The 12,977-nt window shown below is 49.0% G+C and carries 12 protein-coding genes, 1 tRNA gene and 2 pseudogenes; 13 read left to right on the top strand and 2 right to left on the bottom strand.

Translation table 11 applies throughout. The features are described 5' to 3' along the window. The first annotated feature begins 2 nt into the window (after positions 1 to 2). The 5 genes and pseudogenes from fdxH to selB form a co-directional block, all read left to right on the top strand. The gene (gene fdxH / locus L5M18_RS14670; RefSeq protein ID WP_287480897.1) at positions 3 to 914 is read left to right on the top strand and encodes a formate dehydrogenase subunit beta; all 912 of its coding nucleotides are present in this window, start codon (positions 3 to 5) and stop codon (positions 912 to 914) included. Continuing rightward, positions 911 to 1,552 carry a formate dehydrogenase subunit gamma gene (locus L5M18_RS14665; RefSeq protein ID WP_011982054.1) on the top strand — a complete coding sequence of 214 codons (642 nt, stop codon included), beginning with the start codon at positions 911 to 913 and terminating at the stop codon, positions 1,550 to 1,552. Before fdxH ends, L5M18_RS14665 begins: the two co-directional genes overlap by 4 nt. Further along, a complete protein-coding gene (gene fdhE / locus L5M18_RS14660; protein WP_212600827.1) occupies positions 1,552 to 2,457 on the top strand; it encodes a formate dehydrogenase accessory protein FdhE in 906 nt (301 codons plus the stop codon). Before L5M18_RS14665 ends, fdhE begins: the two co-directional genes overlap by 1 nt. A 96-nt stretch (positions 2,458 to 2,553) precedes the next feature. Continuing rightward, on the top strand, positions 2,554 to 3,975 hold the full coding sequence (selA, locus tag L5M18_RS14655) for an L-seryl-tRNA(Sec) selenium transferase (RefSeq protein ID WP_263197499.1): 1,422 nt from the start codon (positions 2,554 to 2,556) through the stop codon (positions 3,973 to 3,975). Continuing rightward, positions 3,972 to 5,819 (top strand): annotated as a pseudogene (gene selB, locus L5M18_RS23500) (selenocysteine-specific translation elongation factor); the annotation flags it as partial. The gene selA and the pseudogene selB, both read left to right, overlap by 4 nt. A gap of 69 nt (positions 5,820 to 5,888) precedes the next feature. On the opposite strand, the gene L5M18_RS14650 reads toward selB, so the two are convergent. Next, positions 5,889 to 5,983, bottom strand: a tRNA-Sec gene (locus L5M18_RS14650). 141 nt (positions 5,984 to 6,124) lie between these two features. Here L5M18_RS14650 and fdhD point away from each other — a divergent pair. The 5 genes from fdhD (at position 6,125) to L5M18_RS14625 (ending at position 9,812) form a co-directional block, all read left to right on the top strand. Further along, positions 6,125 to 6,961: a formate dehydrogenase accessory sulfurtransferase FdhD gene (gene fdhD / locus L5M18_RS14645; protein ID WP_113941247.1), complete on the top strand. Its 837-nt coding sequence runs from the start codon at positions 6,125 to 6,127 to the stop codon at positions 6,959 to 6,961. Between the two features lie 110 nt (positions 6,962 to 7,071). After that, a complete protein-coding gene (gene yedE / locus L5M18_RS14640; RefSeq protein ID WP_107946195.1) occupies positions 7,072 to 8,286 on the top strand; it encodes a selenium metabolism membrane protein YedE/FdhT in 1,215 nt (404 codons plus the stop codon). Beyond that, a complete protein-coding gene (yedF, locus tag L5M18_RS14635) occupies positions 8,286 to 8,519 on the top strand; it encodes a sulfurtransferase-like selenium metabolism protein YedF (protein WP_107946196.1) in 234 nt (77 codons plus the stop codon). Before yedE ends, yedF begins: the two co-directional genes overlap by 1 nt. A gap of 10 nt (positions 8,520 to 8,529) precedes the next feature. Next, positions 8,530 to 9,567, top strand: coding sequence for a YeeE/YedE family protein (locus L5M18_RS14630; RefSeq protein WP_263179414.1), 1,038 nt, complete (start codon positions 8,530 to 8,532; stop codon positions 9,565 to 9,567). Between the two features lie 20 nt (positions 9,568 to 9,587). Further along, on the top strand, positions 9,588 to 9,812 hold the full coding sequence (locus L5M18_RS14625; RefSeq protein ID WP_107946198.1) for a sulfurtransferase TusA family protein: 225 nt from the start codon (positions 9,588 to 9,590) through the stop codon (positions 9,810 to 9,812). A gap of 45 nt (positions 9,813 to 9,857) precedes the next feature. Here the strand turns inward: L5M18_RS14625 and L5M18_RS14620 are convergent, their stop codons facing one another. Next, entirely contained in the window at positions 9,858 to 11,186 is a 1,329-nt protein-coding gene (locus tag L5M18_RS14620; RefSeq protein ID WP_105250954.1) for a M48 family metallopeptidase, read from the bottom strand. Positions 11,187 to 11,638: 452 nt separating this feature from the next. Between L5M18_RS14620 and L5M18_RS14615 the strand changes: the two genes are divergently transcribed. The 3 genes and pseudogenes from L5M18_RS14615 to L5M18_RS14605 form a co-directional block, all read left to right on the top strand. Further along, complete coding sequence (locus tag L5M18_RS14615; protein WP_263197498.1) at positions 11,639 to 12,277, top strand: MliC family protein; 639 nt, start codon at positions 11,639 to 11,641, stop codon at positions 12,275 to 12,277. An 18-nt stretch (positions 12,278 to 12,295) separates the two neighbouring features. Beyond that, positions 12,296 to 12,718 (top strand): VOC family protein, encoded by a 423-nt coding sequence (locus L5M18_RS14610; protein WP_263197497.1) that lies wholly within the window; start codon positions 12,296 to 12,298, stop codon positions 12,716 to 12,718. 122 nt (positions 12,719 to 12,840) lie between these two features. Then, positions 12,841 to 12,977 (top strand): annotated as a pseudogene (locus L5M18_RS14605) (IS4 family transposase); the annotation flags it as partial.

The following is a 12,977-nucleotide window of genomic DNA, read 5'->3' as shown; positions in this document are numbered from 1 at the left end:
TTATGGCATCACAAGACATTATCCGCCGCTCCGGTACTTCAGCGGTGACGCCTGCGGCAAAGGGGCGTAATTCGTCAGAAAAGGTCGCTAAGCTGTTCGACGCCACTAAGTGTAATGGCTGTAAAGCCTGCCAAGTGGCGTGTTCTGAGTGGAATGATTTACGGGAAGAGGTGGGCACCTTCCAAGGCAGTTACCAAAACCCTATGTCGCTATCGGGCCAATGTTGGACCCTGATGGAGTTCCATGAGGTGATGGAAAGCAACAAGCTGCGTTGGCAATTTACCCACTCGGCCTGTATGCACTGTGCTGACCCTGCCTGCTTAACGGCCTGTTCGACCTCTGGCGCGATTATCCAGCACGCCAATGGTGTGGTGGACTTCGATTCGGACAAATGTATCGGCTGCGGTTATTGCGCCAGTGCTTGTCCTTTCGATGTGCCCAAAATCGATCCTAAGGATAACAAGGCCTACAAGTGCACTATGTGCTCTGACCGTTTGGCTGTGGGATTGGAACCTTCCTGCGTTAAGTCCTGTACCACAGGGGCGCTGCGTTTTGGCACCCGTGAGGACATGTTGTTCTACTCGCAAAAACGGGTCGAAGAACTGAAGGAAAAGGGCTTTGCTAAGGCAGGACTTTATAACCCTGAGGGTGTAGGTGGCACGGGTATGATGATGATATTGCACGATATCGAGCAGCCCGAAAGCTACAACATGCCCGATAACCCGCAGATCCCACTGTCACTTACTCTGTGGCAGGACTGGGTCAAACCTTTAGGCACTATGGGCATTCTTGCCACTGCCGCCGTCGCTTGTCTGCATAAGATCACCGTCGGTCGCAACATAGTCGAAGAAGACCAACCGGGTTATCAACCGCCAGAGGAAGAGGCTAAGCAGGAAGAGGGGGCCGACAAATGAGCAAGCATGATAAGCAAGAAATGATAGTGCGTCACAAGCTGTTCGATCGCATCTGTCATTGGTTCATTGTGGCGGTTGGCCTAGTGACATTTCTCACTGGCTTTTCCTTCTTCTATCCGTCGTTTCAATGGCTTGGGGCGATAGCGGGCACACCGCAATTGGCGAAGTTTATTCATCCCATTGCGGGCTTGATGATGTGCTTACCTCTGATGTTGATGTTGGTGCGTTACTACAAACACAACAAATGGGAAAAGCACGACCTCGCTTGGATGCTCGCCATTAAGGATGTGATGTTCGAGAACGAGGAGAAAATCCCGCCTATCGGCCATTACAACCCTGGGCAAAAGGTATTGTTTCGCGCCTTCGTGCTGACATCTATCACTTTAACGGTGACGGGAATCATCATGTGGCAGCCTTACTTTGCGCCCTATTTCTCCGCCACTGTGGTGGGTTGGGCCATTCTGTTGCACGCCATTTGTGCGCTCATCATGTTGATTTTTGTGATGGTGCATTTCTGGATGGCGACATGGGTGGAAGGGTCGGTTACAGGCATGCTTTACGGCAAAGTCTCTAAGGCTTGGTGCCGCAAACATCACCCTGTGATGTTGGATGAACATTCGGACGTGGAGAAACATTAATGAGTCATACAGCCGAGATACCTCTGGCCCAAGGCAGCGAATCGCCGCTGGAACTTAAACCGTTAAAAGCGGCAGATCCCCAAGCTGTGTATCACAGAAGGGCGCAACGTTTGCTGTCATTGGCCAAGGACTCGCCGCTGGCTGATTACTTTGAGCTATGTCGCCGTTTGGTCTCTATACAGGCCAGGTTAGCGCAGGAGGCTGACTTTGGTAAGCTTCTCGCTTGGGGGAAAGATGAGGCGACTCCGCTTTCCCTGTTGGGCTCAGAGGCAGATAGCTATTGGCAGGGACTGCTACAGCAACTGTTAAGTGATTTGTTGCCGCAGGTGGATGAATCCATAGCTCGGGTAGTGCGTTTGTTGATGCAGCAATCACCCGAGCAACTGAGTTCGTGGGGGCGTTCACTACGCCAAGGGCATGTCAGTGAGGTGCCTGCCCGTTTTAGCTTATTCATTTGGGCGGCGATGGGCGTTTATTGGTCGCATTGGGCACCTATGGTCATCAAGCGGATGGATCCGTGCAAGGTGGCGCAGCAGAGTATGTGTCCCGTGTGTGGATGTCATCCGGTGGCGAGTGTGATTGTCGATCAGCCCCGAGCTGGTTTGCGCTACCTGCATTGCAGTCTGTGCGAGAGCGAATGGCATTACATTCGTGCCCATTGCACCAGTTGCGGTCAGGACAAAGAGATGACGATTTGGTCGCTAGATGATGCCAAGGCTCAAGTGCGGATCGAAAGCTGCGATGAATGTCATGGTTATACCAAGATGATGTTCGTCGAAAAGTCACCTTCTATGGATGTGGCGGCAGACGATCTCGCGACCTTGATGTTAGACAGTGAGCTAAATGCTAAGGGCTTTGGGGCGACAACATTGAACCCACTGCTACTGGCCCACGAAACCACGTAAGCCACATAGCTTAAACAAATGCGGGAGGGAGTCGGGTTGTTGATCCCTTCCTGCTTTTTATAAACCAATGGCAATAATATAAACAAAATGACACAGATGATGACCCAAGCACCTGAAACACTACAAGTTCTGTACCGAGCTTTGCCTTCAATGGATAGCTTACTTGCAGAGCCTAGTTTTGTAGTATTGCTGCAGTCCTACGGCAAAGCGGCAGTAAAGGCCGCACTGGATACCCAGTTAAAGGCGGCGCGCAGCTTAATCGGCCGCGAGCACCGTTTGCCGACATGGTGTGGCGATCTTGCGCAATTGCACAGATGTTTGGTTGATCAACTGTCTAATGATTACAGCCACAGCTTAAAACCTGTGTGGAATCTCACTGGCACCATATTGCATACCAACCTTGGCCGAGCGCAGCAGTCAGAAGCGGCAATTCGAGCCGTGACTTCTGTTATGCGCTACCCCACACCGCTGGAGTTTGAGCTTGCGGCTGGTGAACGTGGTCACAGGGATAATGCAATCAGTGCTTTAATCCAGCGCTTAACGGGTGCCGAGACTTGTTGTGTCGTGAATAACAATGCCGCAGCTGTGTTGTTGATGCTGTCAGCGGTGGCTGCGGGGAAAGAAGTCATAGTCTCCCGTGGTGAGTTGGTGGAAATTGGCGGCGCGTTTCGCATCCCTGACATTATGCGCCAAGCGGGTTGCACCTTAGTCGAGGTCGGCAGCACCAATCGGACTCACCTTAAGGATTATGAGCAGGCCATTACTGAAAATACCGCTGCGATAATGAAGGTCCACACCAGTAATTATCATATCAGTGGTTTTACTGCCGCAGTGGAGGAGGCAAGGCTGGGTCAGTTATGCCGTGAGCGTGGCATATCACTCATTTCAGATCTTGGCAGCGGTTCACTTACTGATCTGCGCCGCTTTGGTCTAAAGCAAGAACCTACGCCCCAAGCCATGCTAGCCGATGGAGTCGATCTAGTCAGTTTTTCCGGCGATAAACTATTGGGTGGCCCTCAGTCTGGTTTGATCGTTGGCAAACAGTCGCTGATTAAGCAGTTACAGAGTCATCCACTAAAGCGCGCCCTGCGTTGCGATAAGCTGATTTTGGCGGCGTTAGAAGCGACATTGATCCACTATCTTAACCCTGAAACCTTAGACATTGAGCTGCCTATTATGGCGAAATTTGCCCGTAGCCAAGAGACGTTATGGCAGATTGGTCGTCGCTTACAGCAAGCTTTGGTTCCATATTTTGAACCTTGTTATCGCATTGAGTTAGTCGAGTGCCAAACACAAGTCGGCAGTGGCTCACAGCCAGATACTTTTTTACCCTCAGTGGCGTTGTGTTTTACCGCACTCAATGGCGGTAGTTTAAGTTTGTTAGAACAACAATTTAAGCAGGCGGCACGGCCTATCATAGGTCGCATGAGTCAGGACCAACTCAGATTAGATCTGCGCGGTCTTGATAGTGAAGCCGAACTCCTCGCCGAGTTGAGCACTTTAGGTGTGCAGTTGTGATCATTGTTACTGCGGGTCATGTCGATCATGGCAAGAGTACACTTATTCGCGCTTTGACTGGGATGAATACCGATCGTCTGCCGGAGGAAAAACGCCGCGGTATGACGATCGATCTTGGCTATGCGTTTATGCCACTTCGAGATGGTTCGCGCCTTGCCTTTATCGATGTGCCCGGCCACGAAAAATTTATCAACAACATGCTGGTGGGCGTGAGTCATGCTCGGCATGCCCTGTTAGTGATGGCCTGTGACGATGGCGTAATGCCGCAAACCCGTGAGCATCTGCAAATTCTTGCGCTCTTACCTTTGCACAGTTTGACCTTAGTGCTAACTAAGCGGGATTTAGTTGATAGTGGCACGGCGGCACAGCTTGTCGCCGATGGACTCACTTTGCTCGCCGAGTATGGCATTGAGGCCAGTGGTGTTTTTGAAGTGTCGGCGAATGGCACCGCCGATTTAGCATCTCATGGCGTGGCGGCGCTGAAGGCGCATATTCTTGATTTAGGTGAGAAAGAGTCAAAGCGGGCGGAGGATGCCAGCAGCTTTAGGATGACGCTCGATCGCGCCTTTAGTGTGAAAGGTGCGGGTTGTGTCGTGACTGGCACAGTGATCAGCGGCAGCGTATGTGTGGGGGATAGTCTTTTTAGCTCAGGGCAAAAGGCCAAACTCAGAGTGCGAGGCATACATTGTCAGGGACAAGAAGCCCAAAGGGCTGTCACGGGTACACGCGTAGCACTCAATTTAACGGGTGTCGATAACCATAGGGAGCCAGAGCGTGGCGATTGGTTGAGCAGTTTGCCTCAAGCCGAGCTCTGTAGCCGCCCCGTTGTGCACATTCGAGCCTTCGATTTTTTAGGCTGTGAGCCATTAGTGCATTGGCAAAATGTCCACTGTCACCATGGCGCCGATCATACTTTAGGTCGAGTTTCCCTGTTAAATGAAGCTGATGAAGAAGGCTTCTGTCTGGCGGAGTTAGTACTCGAAAAGCCGCTACTCCTATGCCAGAACGATCGAATTGTCCTGCGACACATTGGGGGTAAACAGACTTTAGGTGCGGGGCGAGTGTTGGCGCTGAAAGTCCCTAATCGTAAGAAACGCACGCCTGAACGAGTCGCGAGATTGCTGCAATTAGCGCGTTTGGATAATCCTGCCCATGTGGTGGCTTTACTCGGCCAAACTCAGGCGCTAGAGCTTGATGAAATCGCGTGGCGTTGGCAATTAACTGACGAAGGGCTGGCAATGCTGTTAGCCCAAGCGGGTTTAGTTCGTTTTGGGGCATTTGCTATAGCGACAAGTTTACTTGAGCAAGAAAAACAACAGTTTATTACTTTACTTAACGAGTTCCATCAACAGCATCCTGACCAACTTGGGCTTGGGCGTAATCGCTTGCAGCGCATGAGCCACAGCGCTTTGCCGCCCGAATTAGCCAATAAAGTGCTCGACACGCTTTGCCAAGAAGGTCGCATGGTGCTGCGTGGTGCCTTGTTGCAGCTCGCTGAACACAAAATAGTGCTAGATGCTGAGGCTCAGCATTGTTGGCAGGCACTTGCGCCTTGGCTTGCCGAGCAAACCGCCCCCGTGTGGGTCACCGAAATGGGCGAATACCTTGAGCTTGAACCTGCCAAATTAAGGCTGCTGTGTTTCCAGCTGGTGCAGCAGGGGTTTATTACTGCTGTGGTGAAGGACAGGTATTTGCTCAGCGAGCAAATCTGTTACTACGCCAGCTTAGTGCGTACTCATATTGCAGAACACGGCAAGCTCGAAACGGCAGAATTTAAAGACATGGTTGGGCTTGGGCGTAAGGTGAGTATTCAACTGCTTGAGTTCTTTGACAGAAGTGGTTTTACCCGTAGGAAGTATCGCAGTAATAGCCGAGAAGTTCGGGATGCGGAGTTGTTTTTTTCCCATGAGAATTGGCGGAAGAACATAGGAGTCGAACCTACCCAGGACTGCTGGCAGCCCTACCCGGATTTGAAATCCGGACGCCTCACCGGAGACGACGTTCTTCCAATAGAAGACTTAGGGATAGTAGAAAATGCGTAAGGATGATTCAAGGCGATTCTTATTTAGTTTATGGGTTTGTGATACAAGTCTTAAATTGTCATCAAACTAATTGTTTTTATTTGGTTTTATAGTTTTAAAGGGGCGCTATGGAATATCATTCACATGAAGTGGTGACAGAAAGAAACGTGATCTTGTTAGAACATGGGCACGCATCTGAGCTGACTGACTACTTAGCTAATGAAGTGCGGGTTGCACTGGTCTATAACGGCATAGCGCATACCGTGATGTTGGCGAGCCCTCAAGATTTAGAAGCCTTCGCTATTGGTTTTACGTTATCTGAACGTATCGTTTCCCATATCAATGATATCAAAGGGGTTGAGCTCGAGTTCACCAGTGAAGGCGTGTTGATCCAAGTGGAAATCAACCAAAGATGCTTTATGGAACTCAAGCAGCAAAGGCGCAATATGGCAGGACGCACAGGTTGTGGATTGTGCGGCGTCGCCCAGCTCGAAGAGGCCGTCAAGCCTGTGATGCGGGTGGACTCAGATGCCAGATTCGATATCGAACACTTACAGGTCGCACTTGGGCAAATTCAAGATAATCAACAACATTTTAAGCTGACGGGCGCCACTCATGCGGCCATGGGGCTTAACCATCAAGGACAGATCATCGCCGCCTATGAGGATATAGGCAGGCATATCGCACTAGACAAGCTAATTGGCGCCTTTTCCGCTCACAATGTGGAACGTCCAGTGGCCGTATTGCTCACCAGTCGCGCGAGTTTTGAGATGGTGCAAAAGGCCGCTAGTGCCAATATCCAAATTCTGTTTGCTATGTCCGCCGTGACTTCACTGGCGTTGGAATTAGCAGAGAAAAGCAATATCACGCTTATCGGTTTTTGCCGTAATGGCAGGGCAACGCTTTACACCCACGGTTATCGCCTGTTGGGGCAGCAGTGTGTCAGCTTAGCTAAAGCCATTTAAGCGTGAGGCCACTTGTGATTGAAGTTGTCGAACGACTTCAATCACACTGGCACACAGGTTATAAGCGCATTGCGCTTATTTTTTATAGTCTCGTTCATTAGGGTAATGACATGACATGGCAACAATTTAAACAAGAATATTTAGTCCGTTTTTGGGCACCTATGCCAGCGGTTATCGCTGCGGGTATCCTTTCTACTTACTATTTTGGTTTGACCGGAACCTTCTGGGCTGTTACTGGGGAATTCACTCGTTGGGGGGGTCATTTACTGCAGTTTTTAGGTGCAGAACCAGAAACTTGGGGTTATTTCAAAGTGATAGGTCTGCAGGGCTCTCCTCTAGATCGTATCGACGGCATGATGATTATCGGTATGTTTGGTGGCTGTATTGCTGCTGCGCTTTGGGCCAATAACGTCAAACTGCGTATGCCACAGAGCCGTATCCGTATTGCTCAGGCACTGATCGGCGGCATTATTGCTGGCTTTGGTGCCCGTTTAGCTATGGGTTGTAACCTTGCCGCCTTCTTCACGGGTATTCCGCAGTTCTCTTTACATGCTTGGTTCTTTGCTTTGGCGACCGCAGCAGGCTCTTACTTTGGTGCAAGATTTACCTTACTGCCTATGTTCCGTATTCCGATAAAACTGAAAAAGGTAAATAAAGCGACTTCAATCAAGCAGGACGAAAACCAAGCTAGACGTCGTTTCCGTATCGGTATGCTGGTGTTTGTAGGCATCGTCGGTTGGGGGTTATTGACTATGTTCAATGCGCCAAAACTCGGCATTGCTATGCTCTGTGGTGTTGGTTTTGGTTTATTAATCGAACGGGCCCAAATCTGCTTTACCTCAGCGTTCCGCGATATGTGGATCACTGGTCGTACTCACATGGCGAAGGCGATTATCTTAGGTATGGCGGTCAGTGCGATAGGTATTTATAGCTATGTGCAACTGGGTGTGCCGCCTAAGATCATGTGGGCTGGCCCTAATGCGGTGATCGGCGGCTTACTGTTTGGTTTTGGTATTGTACTGGCTGGTGGTTGTGAAACGGGTTGGATGTATCGTGCAGTCGAAGGCCAAGTGCATTTCTGGTGGGTGGGCTTAGGTAACGTGTTGGGTTCAACCTTACTGGCGTATTACTGGGATGATATCGCTCAGCCATTAGCAACGAACTGGGACAAAGTTAATTTACTGACCAGCTTTGGCGATAAAGGCGGATTATTGCTGACCTATGTGCTGCTGGGGCTCTCCTTTGGCGCTATGTTGCTGTGGGAAAAACGTTTCTTTGCCCGTAAGGCGAAGCGTGATGAACAATTGCTAGCGGAGGCGGCGTAATGGCTCAATATATTCCAGATTATCAACTCGATATGGTGGGTGAACCTTGCCCTTATCCCGCAGTGGCTACCCTTGAGGCTATGCCTAAGTTAAAGCCCGGTGAAATTCTCGAGGTGATTAGTGACTGTCCGCAGTCTATTAACAACATTCCCCTCGATGCTAAAAATCATGGTTATAAAGTGCTGGAAATTGAGCAGAATGGTCCGACTATTCGTTATCTGATCCAGCGTTGAGGATAGGACTATGTTGACTATTCTCAGTGGCTTAAGTATTGGCTTAGCCATGGGGTTTGTGATGCAAAGGGGGAGATTTTGTATGGCGGGCGGGATCCGCGATACCTATCTGCAACGGGACTTTACCATGGTGATCGCTATTTTGATTGCCATCAGCATCCAAAGTCTAGGGCTGTTCCTGTTTTACGAATGGGGTTGGGTTAAATTGCCAGAAGGGCATTTCCCTTGGTTGGCAACCTTAGTCGGTGGTGTATTGTTTGGTGTGGGTATGGCAGCAGCGGGAAGCTGCTCCACTGGCGCCTATTACCGCGCTGCCGAAGGGTTGGCTGCCAGTGTGATGGCCGTTCTCGGTTTTATTGCTGCCAGTAAATTAGTGCGTCTCGATGAGTTGAAAGGTCTACTTAAACCTTTTAAGCAGCATCAACTTGAGGACCAAACGCTCTATCAAACTCTGGGCGTTTCCCCTTGGGTGATCGTGCTTGTCCTCGTATTACTCACATTGTGGTTGGCATTGGGTTATCTCAAACGCCGCAAACGTCCGGTTGCACTGATGGCACCCCGTAAAACGGGTTTAGCTCATTGGTTGTTTGAAGCGCGCTGGCATCCCTTTGTAAGTGCTTTGCTGATTGGTTTACTGGCGCTACTTGCATGGCCTGCAAGTCTTGAAAGTGGCCGTGTAGGCAGTGTTGGGATCAGTGGCCCGAGTGCGCAGTTATGGGATCTTGTCACCACAGGTAACACTAAGTTCTTTAGTTGGCCGGGATATTTTCTCTTGGGATTATTTGTAGGCGCTTTTATCGCTGCCCGGGGCAGTGCTGAGCAGCGCTGGCGCTACCCAGGTCATAAAGTGGTGTTATTTGGGTTTGTTGGTGGCCTATTGATGGGCGTGGGGAGCGGGCTTGCCGGAGGTTGCATGCTTGGTAATGCGCTCGTTGGCACGGCTTATTTGTCGTGGCAAGGCTGGCTATTTATCCCTGCTATTTTATTTGGCAGTTGGTGCTTTAACTATTTTGCGCTACTGAGGCCAATGCGTCTTGCGCAGATTTAACGTTTATAAAGGAGCTGTATATGGAACAGTATCTCGACACAACGGGTAAGCTATGCCCTTTTCCTTTAATTGAGCTACAACGCTTAATTGCGAGTCTTGAGACTGGCGATAAAGTGGTACTGGATTACGATTGTGGCCAAGCAACTGAGAATATTCCCCGCTGGGCGGCTGAAGCCGGGCATGAGGTGACCCACTTTGCCCAGAAGGGCGATGCTGCTTGGACTATGACGATTCAAAAAGGCTAACTCGTCCTCAACTAAAAAGCGCTGCATTTGCAGCGCTTTTTGATCTTAGCCTTGGCAATCTACTGGCAGATATTCATCCGGAATACCGTTGCTGCTGCAAACCCAAGTGATATTATTTTGCTCATCAACTTGAGGCGATAAATAGACTTCATAGCCTTGATAATCCCCGAGTGCTTCGCTTCCTATAAAACCGACTATGCCATCTGTGTACAGATTAAATGTCGCAATCTGCTCGTCCGTGAGTCCAAGCACATCCAATTCGGTTGGCCAAGCTTTGTTGGTTTGATAGTAACCGACTAAGATGTCAGTGATCGGTGCCAGTGCTTGATGTTGCTGGTCGATACTGGCAATAGCCAGTGCCGCATCGGGTACATTCAATGCTGCTGGTGTGGCTTCGGTCGTGGTTGGCGCCTCATAACTCGTGGCGGCACCCATTTTCTCTTGATAGTCCTTATACGCTGGCAACGCAACTGCTGCAGCAATACCAATAATCGCAGCGAAGATTATCAATCCACCGCCTGCTGTGCCTAAACGTGGCATAAAGAAGCTGAGTACATAGGCCCATGCACTGCGTGATGGCGGTGCATATTCCACTCCTTGTGCTTTGGCTTGGACTCTTGCCATGCGCTTGGTCAACCAAGGATAGCTGCCATTAAGCTCGTGCAGCGACATCCAAAAACCACTCGACTCACTGGCTTGGCGGATATATTGATCCACATTCATACGTTTCCATTGCTCGACACCAGCGGCTAACACAGCAACGGCATTTGTGGCTGAACGTAAGCTGTTGCAGCAACGTAATCCGTGGAGATCGCAGGTATATTCACAGGCGCGAGAATAAGCCGCACCCACTAAAGGTAACCAAGTGGCGAAGACTAAGAAGGGCGCTTTACCTATATGATTGCGGCGAATATGGCCTAACTCGTGGCCGATATAGAAGTTGAGCGCATCTTTATCTGACTCAAGCGCATCCACAATCGATGAAAATAGCACTATATAGTTGCGACCGAGGAAGCGTGTCGCCAGTGCGTTTAACATGCCATCGGCTGCCAATAAGTAAGCGCGTGGTGGCTCGCGTATTTCTAAACGTTCGCAACACGCTAAATATTGTTTATGTAATTCAGGAAATTGCTCTGCATTGATTTCGACAGCCGTGCCTTTTAAGTAGCTGATAAAGGCGGAGTGGCTAAAGAGATAAATAATGAAAAACATCAACACATAGAGCAGCGCCATGCCAAAAGTGCCTATGATCAATGCCGCCCAGACGATCCCAGAAATAATAGCTAACAGAGTGAACAGCGATTTTTCCTTCGAATAGACAATATCTGTCATTTGAATGGGATTCTCGTTCCCTGCGGTAATAACTTGTTCCATGTTGATCCTTTTCCTTGTGAAGAGACAAACGGCGTGAAAATAGTCAATTTTACTCGAAAATTCAACCACTATCGCGTGCAAAGTAAAAAATTAACCGTTTTGTCATTCAGTTTAATCAGCTATGCGCAAATTGGAGTAAGTCGATTTCATCAGAATTTTGTGGTTTTTTAGCGCTAGAGAGTCCGATTATGCAGGCGGACACTGCTTGGTAAGTGGCTCTTCGCCTCTGGGCATTTTCCTCGCAGCGCACTAGAATTAGGTGTTTTCGCAGCATATCGGCAGAGGGTTAAGTCTTAAGTTAGAACCGAGATAAAAGTAAATTACATCACTATGAGTGCACTTTAAGGCATGGTTCTTCAAGGCAGAGTGCTTTGAGTCAGGCTCGGTTAAGCCTAAATAGGGTTAGCTATGGCAAGCGTTAAAACAAACCACAGAAATACAAAGGAATTGAGATGGCTAAGTTAACAAATAAGGTGATAAGTAATCGATTGGGTTTCAAATGGTACTGTGCCGCAGGCGTGATGGTTAGCGCGTTAAGTGGGGGAGCAATGGCGGCTAACGTACCTTCTTTTGATTGCACGAAAGTGAATGCTGGCAGTATTGAAGACATGGTCTGTAAGGATGCAGGGCTGAACCAACTTGATAATCAGTTAGCTAAGGTCTATAGCCAAGCGCTTGAAAAAGCGAAGAATGAACAACCTCCTACTTTAAAGGCGATGCAACGTGGTTGGGTGAAAGGCCGTAATGAATGCTGGAAGAGCGACGATAAGCACGCGTGTATTGAATCTAGCTATCAAACCCGCATTGCCGAACTGCAGGCACAATATCGTTTAGTCGACATGACCGGCCCAGTGTTTTATGCCTGTGACGGCAATCCAGCTAACGAAGTGGTCGTGACTTATTTTAAAACCGAACCTGCCACCCTGATTGCTGAACATGGTGATAGTACTTCATTAATGTTTGTGCAACCCAGCGGCAGCGGCGCTAAGTATCAAGGCCGCAATGAAAGCCTATGGGAACATCAAGGCGAAGCGAAAGTGGTTTGGGGCTACGAAGCACCAGAAATGACCTGTAAACTGGTGACTAAATAGGATTGATTTAAGGTCGCCATGAAACAAGCTCTAGTGCATATCGCCTTAGTCGTAAGAGATTACGACGAGGCGATTGATTTTTATGTGAATAAATTAAAATTCGAATTAGTCGAAGACACTTATCAAGCTGAGCAAGATAAGCGCTGGGTCGTTGTTGCCCCACCGGGTTCTAAGGGCACTTCTATCTTGTTAGCGCGGGCGTCTAAACCTGAGCAGTTCGATTTTATCGGTAATCAGGCGGGTGGTCGGGTGTTTTTATTTTTAAATACCGATGACTTTTGGCGTGATTATCGCCGTATGGTCGCCGATGGCGTGGAGTTTGCGCGCGAGCCGCAAGAACAAGACTATGGCACAGTCGCTGTGTTTAAAGATCTCTACGGTAACTTATGGGATTTACTGCAATTGAATTCGAATCATGTCATGGCTAAGCGAATGAGTTAAGATTCAGTATTTAGTACTGAAGAATCCCCTGATGATTTACAAATAAATCATCAAATTAGAGTGGAAGCGCATCTTGTTGCATGATCAAATGGTTTCGCTAAAAACTACACTTGGACAACAAGATGCGCGAAGCCAATATCCTACAACATTCTTTACACCAATACTGCCCAGAACTTCACCTAAAACGATTAAACAGCTTGATGCTGGCCTCTAAGGCACTGATTGAATGTAAGACACTGACCTTGACTGAGTTAGGTCG

Origin of the sequence: Shewanella sp. SM20, from assembly GCF_025654545.1 — a bacterium.
Classification (GTDB): Bacteria; Pseudomonadota; Gammaproteobacteria; order Enterobacterales; family Shewanellaceae; genus Shewanella; species Shewanella oncorhynchi.
The sequence above is the reverse complement of the archived record's forward strand: the minus strand, read 5'-3'. Positions and strand labels throughout refer to the sequence as shown.